At 53.4% G+C, this 19835-nt stretch carries 15 protein-coding genes and 1 tRNA gene; 10 read left to right on the top strand and 6 right to left on the bottom strand.

The window, feature by feature from the left end:
• Positions 1–223: 223 nt before the first annotated feature.
• Positions 224–1015 (bottom strand): TerC family protein, encoded by a 792-nt coding sequence (locus SFX18_11880; GenBank protein ID MDX1963848.1) that lies wholly within the window; start codon positions 1013–1015, stop codon positions 224–226.
• Positions 1016–1280: 265 nt separating this feature from the next.
• Here SFX18_11880 and SFX18_11885 point away from each other — a divergent pair, with 265 nt between their 5' ends.
• The 4 genes from SFX18_11885 to recG all read left to right on the top strand — a co-directional run bounded on the left by SFX18_11885 (position 1281) and on the right by recG (position 6797).
• A complete protein-coding gene (locus tag SFX18_11885; protein MDX1963849.1) occupies positions 1281–2534 on the top strand; it encodes a putative sugar nucleotidyl transferase in 1254 nt (417 codons plus the stop codon).
• Between the two features lie 419 nt (positions 2535–2953).
• Complete coding sequence (locus SFX18_11890; protein MDX1963850.1) at positions 2954–3223, top strand: hypothetical protein; 270 nt, start codon at positions 2954–2956, stop codon at positions 3221–3223.
• A gap of 600 nt (positions 3224–3823) precedes the next feature.
• Positions 3824–4312, top strand: coding sequence for a ribonuclease HI (gene rnhA / locus SFX18_11895; GenBank protein ID MDX1963851.1), 489 nt, complete (start codon positions 3824–3826; stop codon positions 4310–4312).
• A 349-nt stretch (positions 4313–4661) separates the two neighbouring features.
• A complete protein-coding gene (gene recG, locus SFX18_11900) occupies positions 4662–6797 on the top strand; it encodes an ATP-dependent DNA helicase RecG (protein ID MDX1963852.1) in 2136 nt (711 codons plus the stop codon).
• A 267-nt stretch (positions 6798–7064) separates the two neighbouring features.
• On the opposite strand, the gene SFX18_11905 is transcribed toward recG, so the two are convergent.
• From SFX18_11905 to surE, 3 genes are all read right to left on the bottom strand, one after another.
• Positions 7065–7346 carry a hypothetical protein gene (locus SFX18_11905; protein ID MDX1963853.1) on the bottom strand — a complete coding sequence of 94 codons (282 nt, stop codon included), beginning with the start codon at positions 7344–7346 and terminating at the stop codon, positions 7065–7067.
• 182 nt (positions 7347–7528) lie between these two features.
• A complete protein-coding gene (locus SFX18_11910; protein MDX1963854.1) occupies positions 7529–8197 on the bottom strand; it encodes a hypothetical protein in 669 nt (222 codons plus the stop codon).
• Between the two features lie 230 nt (positions 8198–8427).
• On the bottom strand, positions 8428–9189 hold the full coding sequence (gene surE / locus SFX18_11915) for a 5'/3'-nucleotidase SurE (protein ID MDX1963855.1): 762 nt from the start codon (positions 9187–9189) through the stop codon (positions 8428–8430).
• A gap of 264 nt (positions 9190–9453) precedes the next feature.
• On the opposite strand from surE, the gene guaA reads away from it, so the two are divergent.
• The 5 genes from guaA (at position 9454) to SFX18_11940 (ending at position 13983) form a co-directional block, all read left to right on the top strand.
• Positions 9454–11040, top strand: coding sequence for a glutamine-hydrolyzing GMP synthase (gene guaA / locus SFX18_11920; protein MDX1963856.1), 1587 nt, complete (start codon positions 9454–9456; stop codon positions 11038–11040).
• A 215-nt stretch (positions 11041–11255) separates the two neighbouring features.
• Positions 11256–11825 carry a hypothetical protein gene (locus SFX18_11925; protein MDX1963857.1) on the top strand — a complete coding sequence of 190 codons (570 nt, stop codon included), beginning with the start codon at positions 11256–11258 and terminating at the stop codon, positions 11823–11825.
• Between the two features lie 561 nt (positions 11826–12386).
• Positions 12387–12461: transfer RNA gene (locus SFX18_11930), tRNA-Pro, on the top strand.
• A 424-nt stretch (positions 12462–12885) separates the two neighbouring features.
• Complete coding sequence (locus tag SFX18_11935; GenBank protein MDX1963858.1) at positions 12886–13170, top strand: hypothetical protein; 285 nt, start codon at positions 12886–12888, stop codon at positions 13168–13170.
• 534 nt (positions 13171–13704) lie between these two features.
• Positions 13705–13983, top strand: a complete 279-nt coding sequence (locus tag SFX18_11940; GenBank protein ID MDX1963859.1) for a hypothetical protein — start codon at positions 13705–13707, stop codon at positions 13981–13983.
• 490 nt (positions 13984–14473) lie between these two features.
• Here the strand turns inward: SFX18_11940 and SFX18_11945 are convergent, their stop codons facing one another.
• Positions 14474–17350, bottom strand: coding sequence for a hypothetical protein (locus tag SFX18_11945; protein MDX1963860.1), 2877 nt, complete (start codon positions 17348–17350; stop codon positions 14474–14476).
• A gap of 632 nt (positions 17351–17982) precedes the next feature.
• Positions 17983–18216, bottom strand: coding sequence for a helix-turn-helix transcriptional regulator (locus SFX18_11950; protein ID MDX1963861.1), 234 nt, complete (start codon positions 18214–18216; stop codon positions 17983–17985).
• 164 nt (positions 18217–18380) lie between these two features.
• Here SFX18_11950 and SFX18_11955 point away from each other — a divergent pair.
• A partial coding sequence (locus tag SFX18_11955; protein ID MDX1963862.1) for a DEAD/DEAH box helicase family protein occupies positions 18381–19835 on the top strand: 1455 nt, incomplete at its 3' end.

Here is a 19835-nt window from a genome sequence, read left to right on the forward strand (position 1 = left end):
GACGGGACTGGTTTTAAAGGGGAGGCGGGATGCGAGAGGGGGCGAGCGGTGGACGTAAGTCCGCCGGTATGCAAGAGACGAGAGGCGGGAGGTTAGGGGTCAGGGACGAAGGGATAGGGGCAGAGATGCAAAGCCGCCGATGGTATCGGCGGTGCGTAGGTGGTAAATGGTGAAAAGGAGGTGGGAGATGTGGGCCGAGGGTTGCATTATTAATTCTTAATTTTTAATTATTGACCGGCGGCGGCTCCCGCAACTCCACGGGCTTTTGGTTGCTGCGGATGCGGATATTGATCAGTTCTACAATCAGCGAGAACGCCATGGCAAAGTACACATAGCCCCGGTCCAGGTGGCTACCCGTCCCTTCCGCGACCAGCAACACGCCAATCAAAATCAAAAAACTGAGGGCCAAAATTTTGATCGTGGGATGCCGGTGCACAAACCGGCTGATCGCGCCGGAAAAAATCAGCATTACCCCCACGGCGATCACCATGGCCACGACCATGATCCAGATTTGTTGGGCCATGCCCACCGCGGTGATCACGCTATCCAGCGAAAAGACAATATCCAGCATGATAATCTGAAAGAGGATCCAGCCAAACTGCGCTTTGGCCGGACTCCCCCCATTGGTTGTGGTATGTTCTTCCCCTTCGAGCTTGACGTGAATTTCGTGGACGCTTTTGGCAATGAGAAACAACCCGCCAATTAACAGCACTAGATCCTTGCCCGTGATGTTGTTGATCGCTTCAGGATGTTCAATGCCCAATTGCGAATATAAGCTTTCCGGAATGCCCAAATCCGTCAATTCAAACACCGTCCCTTCCAGCGCCATGATCCAGCTAATGGCAAACAACAACAGCAGCCGCATTCCCAGGGCCAGTCCCAAGCCCAATTGCCGGGCCAGGTTTTGTTGTTCGGCGGGCAGTCGGGTGACTAAAATGGCGATAAAAATGACGTTGTCGATACCCAGCACAATTTCCATGAGCGACAACGAAATCAAGGGAGCGACCCAATCCATAGCTCTAGCTTTCAAAGATGTTGTGCAAAATTTATAACCGGGAAAACGCCGTAGTGGAATTCGCTAGAATTCCGACACCTCGGAACTTTTGCAAGTTCCGCTACGCCAACCGACGGCTTACGTCTACCAAATTCCGCGTCAATAGCGTAATTTACAACCCGGGGGTTGTGTCCAGCCCTTGTATCCTAGAAAAAGCGCGGACTAGAGACAAGCTGCAACGGGTTAGACTAAAAACTGCGGCGTTTTTCGTTTTTTATGGTTTGTCATGACCATTTTGCTATTTGAGGACGAGGGCGTTGCCCAATTACTCCCCCTGACACTGGGCAAGCCGGCTTTTGCCCTGAGCTGCGCGGCGGAGCGCTTGATCGACCTGTTGCGGCGAAATTTGACGGTTCCGGTGCGGGGTCTGGTCCGGCCGCATCTTCGCGCGCTCGAGGACGTCGACTATCCCGCGCTTTGCGCTAGCGCGTCGGAGTTAACCGGGCCTGGCCTGTTGTTGAATGCCCGGCTGGTTCCGGCCTTTAGCCAGTTAAATCCGATCCGGCAGTTGCTAACCGCCCCGGCGGAGTCAATCTGGACCAAGGGAAAAACGCTGGTTGCGGCCCGGGTTTCTAGCTTGGCGGAATTTGCGGCCATCCCCCCCGCGAGCTGGTTTGACATTTTTCACACCCCCGCCTACGCGGCGCATTTGGCGGACGATTGGGATCTGTTTGATTATCCGCATGACATTTTGCGCTTTCACCAATCCTGCGTGGCGGAGAACCTGACCGCGCGGATCGCCGCGGGGACCTTTCAACAGTTGCAGGATGGCCTGTTTGTGGGGCCAAATGTGCGCCTTCCCCAGCAATTAGTCTGCGACACGCGGTTGGGGCCGATCCTTATCGAGCGGGACGCCAGCATCGGCCCGTTTTGCTACCTGCGCGGACCGTTATATATCGGTGCGGCGGCCCGGATCATGGAACACGCCGCGCTCAAGGACGGCACCTGCCTGGGCCACACCACCAAAGTTGGCGGCGAAGTCGAATCCAGCATGCTCGAGCCATTTAGCAATAAGCAACACCACGGATTTTTGGGGCACAGCTACGTTGGCAGTTGGGTCAACCTGGGAGCGGGCACCTCCAACAGCGACCTCAAAAACACCTATGGCATCGTCAACATGCAGTATCGCGGCCAAAAGGTAAACACCGGCCTGCAGTTTATCGGCTGCATGATTGGCGATTACGCCAAAACCGCCATCAATACCAGTATCTTTACCGGCAAGGTCATCGGCGCGTGCAGCATGGTGTATGGCTTTGTCACGGGAAATGTCCCCAGCTTTGTCAATTACGCCAGGTCCTTTGGCCAGGTTTCCGAAGCCCCGGTGGAGATCATGATCAACACCCAAAAGCGAATGTTTGACCGTCGGGGGCGGGAGCAGCGCCCCTGCGATATTCAGTTGTTGCGGGACATGTACGAACTGACCCGCCACGAGCGGGAGGACTTTGGTGAAACGCTAAGTTCCGAGCCACTGAACTGGTAGATCACGCTAGCAGCGCGGCGGCTTGAGAAAAAATTACAATTATTCCGCAAATTCGCAAATAGCTAGCACAAAAATTGGCGAACTGGACCAATTGTCATTAAAACCTTACAGCCACACTGTTTGGGAATGCGATGAACGAAATAGTTAGATGAAATTAGCCTACCCAAACGCACTTCCCTAGGTTCGACACGGCAATCGCTATTTTCCAAATTGGGCAAATTTGGCAAGATACCCACTGGATTGCCTGGTTTACCACGCGACTGCAAGATTTACACGGCAAACTTGGCCTCCCGGCTAAAACCGCGTGTGTAAGCCGCCACCAGGGCACGGATGATCGAACGACCAGCGTTGCGTTACGCAGGACGAAACCCGTCCGCGCAACCCTTTAGAACCGCCTCCCACGAGAAAGGATTCTCGCCATGACCACGATTTTTCCTTTGGCGTGGTGGATTGTTTGTTCTATCCAATTGCTGGGACTGGGAAGCGCGGCCCTGGTGCGGATGAGCACCGGTACCATTCTGGAATATTGGGGTCAAACGTTCTTTTTTAGCAACCTTTTGGTATGTGGCATGACCACCGGTTATGCCGTGCTGCTAAGCTCGGGCTGGTGGATGGTGTCCGGCGGGGTCTTTGCCGCGATGGTCCTGGTCGCGCTTGTGGATTTTCGGCCCAATCGGCTGAAGCTGTAATTGGCCGCGGGGTCGATATTCTAACGCGACGCGCGAAGATCATTCGTTGACCAAGCATTTGCGGGCCAAGAACGCTTAACCCTGTGTGGGCCAAAGGCCCGATTCATGATGCAAGTAGCCTAGGGGTCGGGAGTGGCTGGCGGTGCAAGCTTACACGAATCGTCAGTAAACATAGCCGGCTACTTCTTAGATTACCAAGATTTCCGGAACTCCGTTGGAGTTCGGGATCACTTTTTTGCCCGCTAACCCAGGGTAGTCGCTGCGCTCCAACCGCTGGGCTATGTTCCAAAACCGCTTCGCGGTATCCATGTACCGCAACGCGGTTGCGCAACTCAGCCCAGGGTTACCGCGGAGCGGTTACCCTGGGAATAGTGCTCCCGACCCCGTGGTAATCCAATCCCCCGGGTTACGGGCAAAAGCCCGCACCACGTTTATCCGTGCCAATCCGTGGCTCTGTCATTCCATTCTTTTCATCAAAAATCGGCATCTGGCCAATGGCCGCGATCTGCTTCGCTCACGCTGCGGAATCTGATATAATCGCCCCCATATTCGAAAACCGCTTTGTCATACGGCTTGTTCATCACTTTGGGGTAGTTCGCCTTGGCCGCCAAAACCACTCGCACGGCAAATTCTCTTCCCGCCGAGGTCCTGCTGTACACCGATGGCGGCTGCAGCGGCAATCCCGGCCCCGGAGGTTGGGCGTTTATTTTGCGGCATCCCGCCACCGGCAAGGAATTGGAACAAGCCGGCGCCGAACCCAACACCACCAACAACCGGATGGAGCTAACCGCCGTGGTCATGGGTCTATCCGTCCTCAAACGTCCCACACGGGTAGAATTGTTTACCGATAGCGAATACGTCCGCAAGGGGCTGTCCGAATGGATGGCCAAATGGAAAGCCAACGGTTGGAAACGTAAAGAGGGACAGCAGTGGAAAGAGGTAAAAAACGAGGATTTGTGGCGAAAATTGGATGGTTTGATTTTGTGCCACGAGTTGACGTATACTCGCGTGGCGGGCCATAGCGGCCATCCCGAAAATGACCGCTGCGACGAATTAGCCGTCGCCGCCTATCAAAAATACTTACGCTAAACGACCATTCAAACAAATCAGCTCATTCCGTTTGCCGCTCGGGAGCATAGCTTGAGTCGGCAATTTGCTTCGTCCGCCGCCGTGCAACTTGTATCACCTAGCGCGAACTTTGTCCGCAAGTTAAGGGCTTTTGTGTTGAATGTTTGTAGGCAACGCCATAAATCGGGCCGTTGGCCCTTCCCTATTCACTGAATATAAACCTAGGGCGACGCTGCGCTTGCCCTAGGCTGGGATAGGTCGGGCCGTTGGCCCGCAAAGAGTCAATCGCTTTTGACCAGCAACTGCTTGCATAACGGAAAGTATTCGCGCAACTCAAAGAATTCAACGATTAGTCATACGGGGACTCCCCATGTCCGCCCCATATTTTCAGTCGGATGCTCCGGGGGAAGCCGCGCCACCCCCCCCTACCCCGGCCGAACGCTTGGCCACGCCGGTCGAGTACCTGCGCGGTTGCGGACGGGAACGCGCGCAGGTCCTGGCCAAATTGGGCATTCACTCCGTGGGGCGGTTGTTATTTCATTTTCCCCGCGACTACCAGGATTACCGCGATTTAATCCCCATTGCCGAATTAAAGGCCGATACCACGGCCAGCGTGCGCGGCACTGTCAGCGAGGTGAGCGAACGCCTGACAAAATCCGGCACCCGCATGTTAGGCGTGCTGATTACCGATGGCACCCACGCCCTGCGGGCGCTGTGGTTCAATCAACCGTATTTAAAGCCCAAATTTCGCAACGGTCAAAGCGTGCTATTGTCCGGAAAAGTAAAGCTAAGCGGCATGCGTTGGGAAATGGCCCACCCCCGGATTCAATGGTTGGAAGAAGACGAAAATGTCTCCCAGGGGCGAATGCTCCCCGTGTATCCCCTGTCAGAAGGGATCACCCAGGGTCAAATGCGGTATTTATTGCGCGTGGCGGTGGAGGCCTATGCGCACGACATGGACGAGGTCTTTCCCGCGGAGCTGCTCCAGCGGTGGGATTTGTTACCTATCGCCACCGCGCTGCGGCAAATTCATTGGCCGGAAAATCCCGCCGAGCTAGAGCAAGCGCAGCGGCGGTTTGTGTTTCAAGAGTTATTGGTGTTGCAGCTAGCCCTGGCCCTGCGCCGCCAAGCGCAGCATATCCAGTTGCATTCGCCGGCGTTGCCGCTCTCGGCCAAAATTGACGCTCGGATTCGCCGGTTGTTTCCCTTTGAGCTGACCGCCGCGCAGGATCAGGCCATTCGCGAAATCGCCGCCGACCTGGGACGCACGGTCCCTATGAACCGCCTGTTACAGGGAGACGTGGGAAGCGGCAAAACCATTGTCGCCGTGTATGCCATGCTGCTGGCGGTGGCCCACGGTTATCAGGCGGTCCTCATGGCTCCGACCGAAGTCTTGGCCCGCCAGCACGCCCGCACCCTGGCGCGGCTCTTATCCGGCAGCCAGGTCCGCGCGGGACTATTGACCGGCACGCTGACACCCCAGGAACGGAGCGCCACCGTGGCGTCAATTCAAGCGGGGGAAACATCGATCATTATTGGCACGCAGGCGGTGCTAAGCGAGGATGTCCGCTTTCAGCGGTTGGGCCTGGTCGTCATTGACGAGCAGCACAAATTTGGCGTGAGGCAGCGCTCGGGGCTGCGGCAAGCGGGTCAAAACCCGCATTATTTGGTAATGACCGCCACGCCCATTCCGCGGACGATCACGATGTCGCTCTATGGCGATCTGGACACCAGCACCATTCGCGAAGCCCCCCCCGGCCGACAGGCAATGTACACCTACGTGGGAACAGCGGATAAACGGCCGCGGTGGTGGGACTTTGTGCGCAAAAAATTTAGCGAAGGACGCCAGGGGTATTTTGTCACTCCGCTGGTGGAGGAGTCCGAAAACTGGGACGCCGCCAGCCTCAACCGCGTGCATGGGGAATTGGCCCAGGGGGAGTTGCGCGACTACCGACTGGGTATTTTACACGGCAGGATGAGTTCCCACGATAAAGACCAAACTATGCGGGCGTTTGCCGCGGGCCAACTGGATGGATTGGTCTGCACCAGCGTGGTAGAGGTGGGCGTGGATATCCCCAATGCGACGCTCATGACGATTTACGACGCCGAGCGGTTTGGCCTATCGCAATTGCACCAGTTGCGGGGGCGGGTGCATCGGGGTAAATATCCGGGCTATTGCTGTTTGTTGCCCGGCACCGACGAACTGACCGAGGAAGCGGCCAAGCGTCTGCAGGCGATGGTGGACACGTATGACGGCTTTGCCCTGGCGGAGGTGGACTTTGACCTGCGCGGGCCGGGGGAGCTGTTTGGCACAAAGCAACATGGGCTTCCCCCGTTTTATGTGGCGGATTTGCAACGCGACCGGATTCTGGTCATGGAAGCCCGCGCCGCCGCGCAACAACTGGCCAGCGTCGATCAAGGCCTACAACTGCCCGAACATGCCAAACTGCGCAAAAAAGTCCTGGAAAAGTACGGCCGCGACCTGGACCTGGGCGATGTGGGCTAGAGTGGAGAAGTGGAGTTTGGAGGAATAGAGGGTGGAGTAAGAGAGTAGTGGAATACGCAAGTATTCCGGCAGGAAATACGCAAGTATTCCGCCGACGAGTGGCGGGGGCGCGTATGCACCCCCCCGTGGGCAAAATCATCACTTAGCAGGATCTTGCCCGAGCCGCTTGTCGTGATACGCCTCTCAACCACAACACAAATTTGGCTAGTCCCCGCATGAAAAATCTCATTTTAAATTTTTAATTCTTCATTTTTAATTGCCCGAATGCTAGAACTGTCCCCGATGCTGATACCAGCTATCCCATTCCTGGTAAGTATCGATGGTGTTGCCGACACGGATGGTATTGCGCACTTGGCGTAAGCCGCTATTAAAGTATTCACCCGTGTAGCGCGTGAACATCGGCCCCCCCACCGGCCGCGGTTGGCCCACCTGGACCGGGACGACGGGATTATGCGAATAGTACGAACGGTGATAAAACCAGTCCGCCGCTGGCGCGGATGCCGCGCAAGCAAAGGAAAGGAACAAGGCTGCGATCAAGGTGCGAATCATGGGGAGTGGAGCGGGGAGGTTGGAGGAGTGAAGTGATGGAGTAGGGGGAGTAAGTTTTTTGAAACTGCTTGTGGCGGAATTAGACCCTCAATAAGCCGTCTCTGGAGAAGTGTGGAAAGTGGAATTCAAAATGCCGAATGCCTTTCACAATTCTTCATTTTTAATTCTCAATTTTTCATTGCCTATGGCCGGACCACTACCAGGTAATCCAGATTCTCGTCGTTGGCTTCTTTAGCGGCTAGCTTTGGGTCGTAAACGTAATACTCACCAGGGGCCAATTCCGGGAGCGTGATTGAGTCTTCTGTCAGGGTTTTGGCAAATTCCTTTACCGTGCGCGGCGCTCTCCCTTTTTCCGCTCGATAGGCTTTGATCTTTTTTTGCACATTCATCAGTCGGGTCTTGGTGTCGGCATTCCCGATTTGGTTGGTAAAAGTTTCCAAGGCCCCCGTTGATTTTTCGTGTAAAGCCGTGAACGCGTCTTCCGACACCACTTTCTTAACTTCGTTTGGCAGGAGCACCGGCGCGCCGATGCCCAGTTCTTCTTTCAGCTTATCCAGTTTGGCCAACACATCCTCTGGCAAGGTGGATGAAGGCAGGGGAGGCGGGGTCTCGCCCATGTCCATTGGAGTTTCTTCGGTGGTGGTTGCTGTCGGGACCACGGCCCCCGGCAGGTCGGGATTGACCGAGCTTTGTTCGTAGCCTCCTTTGTAGGTGGCTTGTTCCGGCGGCTTGGCTGATTTTGGATCCGGGGCGGCGAAGGGCGTTCCCGTGCGGCGGCTCCCTTCGCATCCGAGGCAGAGGGGCAAAATTGCCAAAATTCCCACAAATAGCGGCCAAACGTGACGGGGCATGACCTGATCCTTTGTTTGCAAAGTGCAAGTTTTAGTATAATTGCCAGCGGAAAATTTCTCTCCTGGCAGCCAAAAATCCACAAAAAAGTTACTTGTTACGATCGTTATAAACGGATGTTGGAGGAATGGAGTAGTGGAGTTAAATTCTTTGCATTTCCGCACCCCTGCCCCCCTGCTCCACCGCCCCCCTGCTCCTCCGCTCCCTAGCATCCCGCGTCCCGCCCACTACCTCACGCCCATTGCCAATCACGCATCACATCGCACATTGCTGATTTGGTCAATTCAAAGTGCAGCGGTGTCACGGTGACATAACCAGCGGCCAGGGCCGTGATGTCGGTTTCGTGCGTGGCGGGGGGCGGGGCGGTCTCGTTCGCCGCCCAAAAGTAGGGTCGCCCCTTGGGATCAAAGCGTTTTTCAAAGGTTTCGCCGTACCGCTGCACGCCCATCGGGACCACGCGAACGCCGCGATAGTCAGTCAGCGCCGCCGTGGGGAGATTGATATTGAATAGTTCCGGGGTGGCGGGTTTTTGGTCCAAGATATTTTTTATCAGGCGCACCGCGACGGCGGCGGCGCGGTCGAATTGCGCGTGTTCATCGTATTCCAATGAGACGGCGATGCTGGTGATGCCATAAAACGCCCCTTCAATCGCGGCGGCCACCGTTCCCGAATACAGCACATTAATGCCGGCGTTCAGGCCGCCATTGATGCCGCTCACGACCAGATCGGGGCGGCGTGGCGAAAACTCATAGACTCCCAGTTTGACACAATCGGCGGGGCTGCCATCCACCGCCCAGCCGCGGCGGCGCGGACCATCAAAGACCTCCTTGGCCGTCAAGGGAGTCAGAAACGTAATGGAGTGCCCTACCCCGCTTTGTTCCGTCGCGGGCGCGCACAGGCATATATCCCCCAGCGGCTGTAACGCTCGCTCAAGCGCGAGCAACCCCGGGGCGTAGATGCCGTCATCATTGGTAAGTAATATTTGCAAAGCCATGGAAGGGGTATCTTAAAGTTGTAAAAAATTCTTGCGGAATCGCTAAACCCTGATTTTACCGGCATTGCTTGCGGCTCTCAATGGATTTCAGCGAATGTGGCTCCTTTGTGATTGGCAACAATCTGGGTAAGGCGAATATTTGCCCGTGTATCCAGTCGTTGTGGTGTGGAATCTTCCCCGGCTTTCAGGCGCGACCTCCTAGCTACGGCGACGCCTTTGGCGTAAAATGCCGAATTGGTTGAAATTCTCGTTTGCCGCATCCCTATGGCCACTCCGATTCTTGACCCGCTTTCTTCCTCCGTCGCTCCCGATCAGGCCGAACGGATTTTGGTCTTTGACTTTGGTTCGCAACTGGCCCAGTTAATCGCCCGCCGCGTGCGTGAACAGCACGTCTATTGCGAGATTGTCCGCCACGACCTTCCCGCGGCCCGCGTGCACGAGCTGGCCCCGCGGGGAATCATCCTTAGTGGCGGACCGATGAGCGTGTACGAACCCGGCGCGCCCCGTATCGACCCCGCTATTTTTGACCTGGGCATTCCCGTCCTGGGCATTTGTTACGGCATGCAACTGCTGTGCGATGTGCTGGGAGGCCGCGTGGAAAGCGCCCCCGCCCGGGAGTATGGGCGGGCCGTTTGCCAGATTGTCCTGGCGGAGGATCTGCTACACGGATTTCCGTCGGAAATGGAAGTCTGGATGAGTCATGGCGATCAAGTCAGCCGTGTCAGCGACGACTTTGTCCCCCTCGCCCGCACCGCCACTTGCCCCATCACCGCTGTCAAACACCGCCAGCGGCCGATCTATGGCCTGCAGTTTCATCCCGAAGTCACGCACACCCCCCGTGGAACGGAAATCCTGGCAAATTTTCTCGCTCGCGTCTGCGGTTGCACCGGTCAATGGCGGCTGGAGGATTTTGCGACGCGAACCATCAAGCAATTGCAACAACGCGTGGGCGATAGCCGTGTGATTTGTGGACTGAGCGGCGGCGTTGATTCCGCGGTGGTCGCGGCGCTGTTGGCCCAGGCCATCGGCCCGCGTTTATCATGCATTTTGGTCGATAACGGCCTCTTGCGTAAAAACGAGGCCGCCGCGGTCATCCGTGAATTTACCACGCATTTTAAGACGGATTTGCACGTTGTGGAGGCGGAGGAATTATTTTTAAGCCGGTTGGCGGGCGTGACCGATCCCCAGGAAAAGCGCCGCCGAATTGGACGGGCGTTTATCGATTGCTTTCAGGCCGAGGCGGCCCAAATCTCCGGTGTAAAATTTTTGGCCCAAGGGACGCTTTATCCCGATGTGATCGAAAGTGGCGCGGCGATCGATGGACCCGCGGCGACCATCAAGCTGCATCATAATGTCGGCGGCTTGCCCGAAGTGCTAGGCTTTGAATTGATTGAGCCGCTGCGGGACCTCTTTAAGGACGAAGTGCGGCGGCTCGGCACGCAACTGGGCCTGCCGGACGAGATTGTCTGGCGGCATCCGTTTCCCGGTCCGGGACTGGCGGTCCGCTGTTTAGGCGAAGTGACCCAGACCCGCCTAAATAAGCTACGCGAAGCCGACGCGATCGTGATTGAGGAAATCAAGGCCGCCAAGCTGTATCGCCGGACCGCGCAGGTGTTCGCCGTGCTGCTACCGGTCCAAAGCGTGGGCGTGATGGGCGACGCGCGGACCTACGAGGACACGCTGGCGGTGCGGGCGGTTGAGACAGAGGATTTTATGACGGCGGATTGGAGTCGCTTGCCGTACGACGTGCTGGCCCGGATTAGCACGCGGATCATCAATGAAGTGCAGGGAATCAATCGCGTGGTGTACGACATTAGCAGCAAACCGCCGGCGACAATCGAGTGGGAGTAAAAGGAGCCAGCATATCAATAATGCCGCGGCAGGATGGGACCAGCCGCCAATAGACTTTTCATTCACGATCACATTTTACCGGCGCTGTCCCGGAACTCGCCTTCATCGGTATCAAAAACGTCAAGCCAGTATTACACCAGTACTATGCCTGCCCTCGCTCTAGGTATGTTATAATCGTGGCACCGGCAAACTTCTCGATTTAATAAAATGATTCCATGTCAACTGCGCCCCCACCTGTTGTCAGCCAGGGAATAGTGTTTCATCGTTCCTGGGCGAAAAGTTTGGGTTTACTGGTAGTTCTCGCGTTTCTGGGCTTTTTCATCTGTTTGCCTTTTACGGTTTTGGATAACCATCAACTCGGCAGGTCCATAACCCTTGAACGAATCATTCGCACAAGCCCAATTGCCACAATTTTAATAATTCTTACCGTAGTTTATTTTGCATTCAACATCTACTTCTTTTGGCTACTATGGCTTAAGCGACGGGTCATATTAGGCAAGGATCGATTGCAAATCGTGGAACGGTGGAAGATGCAGGATAGGGTTATCCTCCAAATTCCTTACTACAACATCACTGATGTGCAAGTAGACGCCACTCATGGGGAAAGCCGATTAGGGATCGACTTGCGGGATTTGGAGGATCTCAACACGTTTGCCCCGCGAGTGAATTATCAAAGAAACAAGGAGTTGTATGGCAGACACATTTGCCTTGATTATGGGTATGTCGGGGGACCCAGCGCGCTCAAAGTAACTTTGGATCAATTGATCGTGAAGTTGAGGGCTTAAGATTACCCAGGTGGAAGCTAGCGCGAGTTGCCCATAATCATCCTCCTGGTCGATATCCGTAATGCCAAAAATATTCAATGCAAGCAGATCCAAAAACGGGGTCCTGAGAATCCTTCGAATCCCTAACTCGACAAGGCACATATTAAGGAATTTTTTAGGAATTGTGTGCTTTAACTTGTGAAATCTCATTCACATGTCGATTGCTTTGCTACAAATTATGTTATTCTGGGCAGTCCCAGCGAACTATCAGGGTGGCTCCCGCGTCATTGAATGCGACCACTGCTCGCCCAAATTTGCGATCGAGGGGCCAATTGTCCCATTCCCCCGCTGGGAGAATTGTGTTAAATTAATTTAAGAATAGGTATTCCCAGGCCGCAACTGCAGGCGGGCACTTGCTTTCCGGGGTTTGAAAGATTCGCCCGGATAAATCCGAGTCGTGCGGGGAGGGATGCATCGCTTTCGGCTGGTGAATCATGAATTGCCCTAGGGTGGGTAAGTCAATTTCGCCGAAAAGTCACCAGTATAGTGACAATATGGCATAAAAGATCGCATTGCCATCAACGGAGCGTAGCTCAGCCTGGCTAGAGCGCTACGTTCGGGACGTAGAGGTCGCAGGTTCAAATCCTGTCGCTCCGACTTTATGACGGCCGTTGTCAGTATGTGACAACGGCCGTATCTCGTTGACAGTTATGCCACTTACGGCGATATCCGTTAGATTCTCATTCCCAGCGGTCAAACTACCCAAATTGACAGCAGGTGACAGTTTTGGACTCATTTGGCCTGCCGTGGGTGCAACCGGGGTGCAACCGAATTTGGACGGGTGTTCACTGTGCGGGGTAAAACCGTCCGTTCCCGTTGCCAAGTTCTGATTTTGCTGCACTGGCGGGGAAGTGAGCGGCAAGGCTGGCAGGGCGTCGAGTGCTCCCTGCACGTCGAGGAGCTTGGGATCGGTGTAAACGTTCATCGTCAAATCGATGCTCGAATGTCGCATGGCGGCCTGGGCGGTACGCGGAGCGACTCCTCCCTTGCTGAGCAGCGTGCCAAACGTGTGCCGCAAAGCATGCACGTCAATCGTGCGGCCCCGCTCGTCCCGTTTGTCGATACTTCGTTTGCCGTTAATCTTGACCCAGCGGGCCAATCCAGCAGCCACCAAATCGCGGTCAAGGATTCGCACCAAGCCCGCTGGCACATTCAGCAAGGGAGTGTTCGCTGGCAATTCACTAATCGGGGGGGTCGGCTGGAATGGCAAGCAATTTGCATTTTTTGCACGATTGGCCTTTTGCTCGTGTTTTTCCCGAAGTTCTTGAACCCAGCTGGCCAAATCAGCCGCCAAGTCCTCTCGTAGGGGGATTTGCGACCCATTGCGATTCTTCTCATCCGCCGCACTCAACTCCAGATAGGGTAAGCCGGTATCCAAGTGTAATTGTCCGACGGTTAACGAGGCCAATTCGCCTTTACGTAGTCCCGTTAAAACTAACGTCTTATAAATCAACGCTCGCTCGCGGCCCAGTCTTTCCAAGCGAATGCGACTGCTATCCGACAAATTGGCAAGTGTTTTACCAATTCGTTTTCCTCGGCGAACGGTCTTAGCCTCGTTCAAAGGGCGAGTGCGGGCAACTTCCAGCAGTCGAATTAGCTCTTGCTCTGTCAGGGATCGTCGTTTCCGGCGGGGATCGGCTTTGACGTCGGCTTTGGGGACTCGGGTAAATGGATTGCTCAATAGCCGGGATTCCAATACCGCCCAATTGGCAAAAGCAACCCATGCTTCACGGTAACCGTTCAAGGTGGCCGCACCCATGCCAGAGGTTCGCTGGGTGGTCAGCCAGCGTTCCAAATCGGTGCCTTTTAAATCAGCTAAGGATTTCCAGTCGCATTCCGCTTGGATTCGGCTCAATTGGCTGCGGTTGTTCTTAATCCGGGCTTTGCTGACTTGCTTGGCAGTCTGGTGGGCCAAATAGCTGTCGAGGTGGGCCTGCAAAGGTACGGCCAAATGATCGACAACAGCGTCTTCGGCTCGGCTTCGCAAGCCCGATCTCACACGGTCGGCCCGTTCCTGCAACTGGGCCAGAACCGCTCGGGCGGCTTCTTCGGTCCGGCAACCGGTGGGAACTTCCCGTATAGTCCCCTGGGCGTCTCGGTATTTGGCGGTATAGGTTGAGGAAATTAATAGCACGCGTTCGCTGCCGTCTTTGCCGATCTGAACGGGGGCGGAGCACGGTTTTCCCTTGGAGTTTTTCCAACGGGCGACTTTTTCCGTTCCCTTCCGGGTTTTACGGAAAGAGAACTCAGCTCCCATTGGCAATGGCTTTGTCACGCGTTTGCGGTAGATGCTACCCATGATTGAAATTCTCTGTGATGTGTAAAATTACTCAATATTCGGTTCTGATTGCTGTTGACTTTGCAGTTTATACAAGAGTGCATCATCAAGTCATCTAAACCGTTTTCAAACAACTGATTATTTACATGTTGCATTTGGGGGGCTGCTGTGCTGTACCTGCGAACCTAATGTTGCCCAAACCCCTTGCAAATCTCAGGTGGGAAAAAAGAGCAAGCTCTTCTTTCCCATAGGCAGGTGTTGAGCTAAACGTATTGCAACGTTCAGCAAACCTATGTATCACATTGCCAGTAAACAACTTACGTCGCTGAACCTATTGGGATTCTAGGTCTTGCAAAGGTTCAGCATTCTGTAGCAGGTTCGCATTCTCGCTTATTCGTAGGATTTGGTAGACAGAACCTTGTCGTTGAGTTGATCGAATGAATATGAATTCCTGGCCATGTACTTTAAATTTAGTATTCACGTATCTAATGCATATATTCCCCATCTTTGTGCTTTTAGAACGCTGCGATTTTGTCCCCAATTCAACAAGCAAGAGTTGCCTACTTGCGCACAAATCGACCAATTCCCCCGCAGTCCAAAATTCTTTCTCGTTTTCTAGCATGCACTCGACGAGCTCGCTAAATCCCCGTCGTGTTTCGTCAAGTTGCTCGAATGTGGAATCCGTATTTCTCAAAAAGTCCAATTGATTGTTAGCCTCCAAGATCCCCCCTACAATCTTTCCCCAACCCTGTTTGTTAAAGCGAGAATTAACATTTGCCATTTGCATTCCACCATCCTTCCAAAGATTGACCATGCCCAACAATTCGCCAATAATCTCGGCACGATACTGCAAGGCATAAGATTCGGGATCATGCTGCTTAAAACTTCTATGACGGGGATCACCTTCATATTCCAAATTGACTACCACGCATCTAGTTGCCAAGTCCGTGCTCACTTCCTGTGAATTCGCGGTTATGCAAAAAATAAGCGAGTTCTCAGTGCGGATTTGTTCGGATTTCCCCAGTAAACGAAAAGATAGCTGGCTATCAGTAATCGAGCGTTCCAGACAAGGTGAATCAATACTGGCACGGCTCCTTGATAGCTTGGCATTATCGATGATGACTGTCGTGGAACCAGATCGCACAACAGCCCCCAGTCGCTTTTCAAATTCCTCGTCATTGGGGTTGTAAGTTACCGTGTCGGCACGTTTGCCATCGCGCAAAATTGAAATAATTTGAGCCAGTATAGTTTTGCCTAGTCCTGGCTGGTTGCCATTGAATAATACGGCAGGCTTGGAACCTATGAATTGCGACATTAACACCCCCGTTAGCAGCATCGCAATGTAATTTGTGCGATCCCCATTGGTCTTAAAGCAAAATTCACTCAAAAGTTCATCCAAATGAGTTGTGCCTGAAAGTGCTTGGATTGCTTTTCCCGAGTAGTAGAAGCCCGATTCTACATCATAACCGGGTTCAACCAACCGCCAATCCTTTGTAAATGTCGGCATTCTGGTGAAGAGCCGTATTTTTGGCAATCGCCCCAGTTCACTGTGCTTTTTAAGCCAAGTATTCGCGTAGTTGGCAGTCAGCGGTTTGTACTCTGACTTGTTCGATTTTTCAGAGACAATTTGGTAGACAAATTCTACATATTCATTCATCAGCCCGGCTAACTCGCTGGCACTATTCACAAATACAATCGATCCTTCACGAATGACTACCAATTTCTCAGATCGAGTATAGCACTCTTTCGACTCCAGCATTCGGTCGGTAATGGCAGCTAACGTAGTTCTGACACTGCTTGATTCTTCTTCAATAAAAATTATAGGCAGCTCCTGCCCCCCCCCTGCGCTCTCGTGCCCCCCCTCTTTTGCGTGCTGTACTTGTTCACATTCATCCCTCCCCTCATCCGTTTCGCATGCTGGCACTGCCTGCAGGTTGTACTTATTTATGATTTCCAAACGGCATGCTGTTTCAGCGTTGCTCCAAGTCAATTCAAAGTACGAGAACCCGCGTTCAGCAAATTTGCTAACGCCCTTCACTTCCTCCCATGCCGATAGTTTCTCCATTCCCGCTTTAATTGCAAAACAACACAAAGCAAAATCAGCTTCGGAACGATTCCCTGGGGTTGCCAAAATGCAATAATTGAGCAAATCTGCAAATTTCCCCTTCTGTTTCGTTGACGGTTTACGTGGTGGCGGAAGTATGATTTTGCTCAGGTCGGTCGCCTCTCCGGCTGTCGGCACTATTTGTGCAAACGCCTCAAAGTCCGAGAATGAATACCGCTGATTCGGATTGCATTGGAGTAATTCAGTCATTACTGGCGTTCGTCCATTGCGTTGGTTCTTGCGATTGTATGAACCAGGCAAACGCAGCAAACGCGAAAGATCGCTCACACAGTCCCCACCACTGGCTTTAGCCATACCCTTAAGCACGTTCTGAATATGATGGGCTTTGGGACTGAGTTTAGTAAGATTTGGGCGGCTTTTCAGGAGAATCTTTTCGCCATCTTCTACTATATATTGAAATGGCTTATTACCTTGTGGTCCACGATTCCACCCCTTCAGTACCGCAGGTGGTGGGCCTGCATCGTCAATCAAGTAAGGTTCGTCTAGCAACCAATAAAAATGTACACCATTTCCAGAGTTCACCGCTACCGACGGTGGGGGCAATTTGGCATTGTTTACTGCCTTGAGGGCATCCCCATAAGTTATGTGATCGATGTCCATCCAAAGCGTCCGAACCGTGCGGATTTGCCAAGCCAAATCATATTGCGATTTATCTCCATATCGTGGACAAACCCCAAAGTACAGGTTCGTCATTTTCTTTTCAGTATCTGGAAAAAGCATGATAAGGCATAATTCCATATTGCTGTAATCGAGACGGCAATGACTGACGCTCTTGAAATCAATTTTTGATTGCTTTTTCCCGCCTTCCTCCCAAGTCTCATTAGGCCTAATAAGTATCAAGTCATCCTTCATGAAAAGTGCAACTAAAAACTCCATACATGTCTTGATGTTGGGATCATCTGTAAGACATCCATGCGGAAATGTAGGAGGCACATGTAGATTGGGCTCCCTTAACTCAATCTGAGATATCTTCTGCGTCGTCCTAACAATATCCAACGGGTAGTCTAACACCTGATCCAACAATGAATCGGAGCAAAGTTGAACGTTTCCCCAATCCGACTGGTAATTAGTCTGATCGTACATGAAACTTACTCCTTGACGCTGGTGGTGGTCACACGACGAACAGGGGGGAAACCCGCCTGCTCCCAAGTTGCCAATTGATCGCTGCTCCAGCGCAACAACCTCCCTAGACGTTGCGGTGTGGGAAATCTCCCGGCATCTACCATCCGCCGAATGTGTCGCTGGGAGCAGTCATAGCGGTGGGCAACTTTTTCGATTGAAAGAAATTGTTGAGATTCAAAGCCTGAAGAGCTCTCGTTCAGAGTATGCATAAAATTACCTCAAGACCAAAAAAAAACCGAGCGCATACTCTAAGCCTGGGGGGCTTAGTGAAGGCGCTCGGTGTTTCCGATACGATGAATTGTAGGTGCGGCAAGTCACGTCATGACAGTACTTGCTCTTGTATGATTCAACAAGAATGCGACAAAACGTCAACCAACAAAATCTCAAAATATTTAATATTATTCAAAATACAATAAAAAAGCCTTTAAACTGCAAAAATATGTGGATAAATATCTACTCTGATCCTCTCAGGCATGGATGTATAGGCAATATAGGAAGCCTGGGTTAAGTTTATTGATGAATTGGTTATTGAATTATGATCGTGATATCAACTCCGAATTTTTTCGAATAACTTCCGGGCACTGGAGCACTGTTTATTCGAAATGTGTCGGGGTCTTTTCTGCCAGCAGAAGCAACTGATTCTGATCCGCGTTAAGGACGCCCGCCAGCCGAACGATCAACTCGTCACTGGAGAATTCGCTGAACCAGAGATTCTGGTTCTCGTTATTGCTCAAGTAAGTGAACGTCACTTTGACCTCCTTCGCCAAGTCGCGAAGCGTCAGATTCTTCGCCTGTCGTAGCTCGCGAACCCGGTTACCGAAACTCATGGGGTGTTCCTCCTTGCAGCCACCATCACCAAATAGTATGATTGTTGCACGGGATAGTCAATAAATCGCGAGGGCAGCGGGCCACCCGGAAGTCAGGTGATTTCTTCAGGGAAAACGACCGGTTGAGACCCCCCGTCCGAAGTCGGACAATTGCGGAGCCACGCATGACACAGACCGCGACGTTGCTGCCGGGCACTGAAGTCGTCGCACGCGGCCTGCGGTGGGAAGTTGTCACCAGCGAGCATTTTGGTCCGCAGACGATGTATCGGCTTCGAGGACTGGAGAACGCCGTCCTTGGGCAAGAGTTCGACGTCCTCAGTCCATTCGAGGAAATTTCCCCGGTTCAACACGAACTGCGGCCTGATCGAGCTGCACCTTTGCCGAACTGGCTGGTTTATCACCAAGCCTTCTTACTTGAGCAGGCTCTCGGATCAACAGCTCTGTTGGCTGCGCAACCGGGGCGATTGCGAATTGAGCCATACCAGCTAGTGCCAGTGCTACGCGCAATCCGCATGAGCCGTGTGCGACTGTTGCTGGCCGACGGAGTCGGACTCGGCAAGACAATCCAAGCTGGGCTCGTTATCACTGAACTCGTGGCACGGCGGCTCGCGCATCGGATTCTGATCGTTTCCCCAGCCGGGCCTCTCATGGCTCAATGGCAAGTCGAAATGTCGGAGCGATTCGGCTTGCGTTTGGAGGTAATCGACCGCCAGAAACTCGAAGACATTCGCCGGAGCACGGAACTTGGATCGAATCCATTTGACTACGTGTCTCTGGGATTGGTGTCGGTCGATTTCTTAAAGCAAGAACGAATCCTTGAACAACTTGAACGTACCAGCTACGACGTGGTCATCATCGATGAGGCCCATCATTGCATGGACGTGGGAAGTGCGCAGGAGCGCGACGACTCCCAGCGGCGTCACTTGGCGGAGGTTCTGGCGCGTCGATGCGACTCCCTGATCCTTCTAACTGCCACGCCACACGACGGAAACGACCGTTCGTTTTCATCTCTTTGCGAATTACTCGATCCGTCCCTGATCAATGGACGTGGAGCACTGCGCGGCGAACGCTATCGTTCACATGTGGTCCGCCGGTTGAAGATGCATGTGCTGACGGATAACCCAGACCAACCGGGTAAGAAAAAACCGCTGTTTCCTGACCGCATAGTAACCCCGGTCCCCGTGAGCCCCGACGCTACAACACAGACTCCCTACATTGATCTTCAGCGCGGCCTGCTAGACCTTGTTGCTCCCGAGCTACGCCGAGCGTTTCGCACTCGCAACTATGGCGATGTGCTGGCATGGATCGCACTCCTTAAACGCAGCGTATCCACTGCGGTCGCCTGTGAACGGACTCTAAACGCCGTCGCCAGCCGATTTCAACAGTTCCTCACCGATACCACGGAATTGCAGGAAACACGTCGGCAGCGGGTCCGCACTCTGCGGGACTATGAGCGTCGGCTGGAACGATTTGGGTCTATCGGTGCAGAGGAAGAAGAGGAACGTAGTCTCTTGGAAGCAGAGGATCTGGCTCAACAATTGGCATCGGCTCAGCGCGAGATCAGAAGAGGGTCATACCAGCAGGCAAAAGTTTCCGACATTGTGAAACATTTGGATGAC

It is taken from the genome of Pirellulales bacterium (assembly GCA_033762255.1).
GTDB lineage: Bacteria > Planctomycetota > Planctomycetia > Pirellulales > JALHPA01 > JANRLT01.

Coding starts and splice junctions, on each gene's coding strand:
- guaA (MDX1963856.1), top strand. CDS start 9,454: ATGGCCACTCCGATTCTTGACCCGCTTTCTTCCTCCGTCGCTCCCGAT.
- SFX18_11945 (MDX1963860.1), bottom strand. CDS start 17,350: ATGTACGATCAGACTAATTACCAGTCGGATTGGGGAAACGTTCAACTT.
- SFX18_11925 (MDX1963857.1), top strand. CDS start 11,256: ATGTCAACTGCGCCCCCACCTGTTGTCAGCCAGGGAATAGTGTTTCAT.
- SFX18_11910 (MDX1963854.1), bottom strand. CDS start 8,197: ATGCCCCGTCACGTTTGGCCGCTATTTGTGGGAATTTTGGCAATTTTG.
- SFX18_11950 (MDX1963861.1), bottom strand. CDS start 18,216: ATGAGTTTCGGTAACCGGGTTCGCGAGCTACGACAGGCGAAGAATCTG.
- SFX18_11880 (MDX1963848.1), bottom strand. CDS start 1,015: ATGGATTGGGTCGCTCCCTTGATTTCGTTGTCGCTCATGGAAATTGTG.
- recG (MDX1963852.1), top strand. CDS start 4,662: ATGTCCGCCCCATATTTTCAGTCGGATGCTCCGGGGGAAGCCGCGCCA.
- surE (MDX1963855.1), bottom strand. CDS start 9,189: ATGGCTTTGCAAATATTACTTACCAATGATGACGGCATCTACGCCCCG.
- SFX18_11885 (MDX1963849.1), top strand. CDS start 1,281: ATGACCATTTTGCTATTTGAGGACGAGGGCGTTGCCCAATTACTCCCC.
- SFX18_11935 (MDX1963858.1), top strand. CDS start 12,886: ATGCACGTCAATCGTGCGGCCCCGCTCGTCCCGTTTGTCGATACTTCG.
- SFX18_11890 (MDX1963850.1), top strand. CDS start 2,954: ATGACCACGATTTTTCCTTTGGCGTGGTGGATTGTTTGTTCTATCCAA.
- SFX18_11905 (MDX1963853.1), bottom strand. CDS start 7,346: ATGATTCGCACCTTGATCGCAGCCTTGTTCCTTTCCTTTGCTTGCGCG.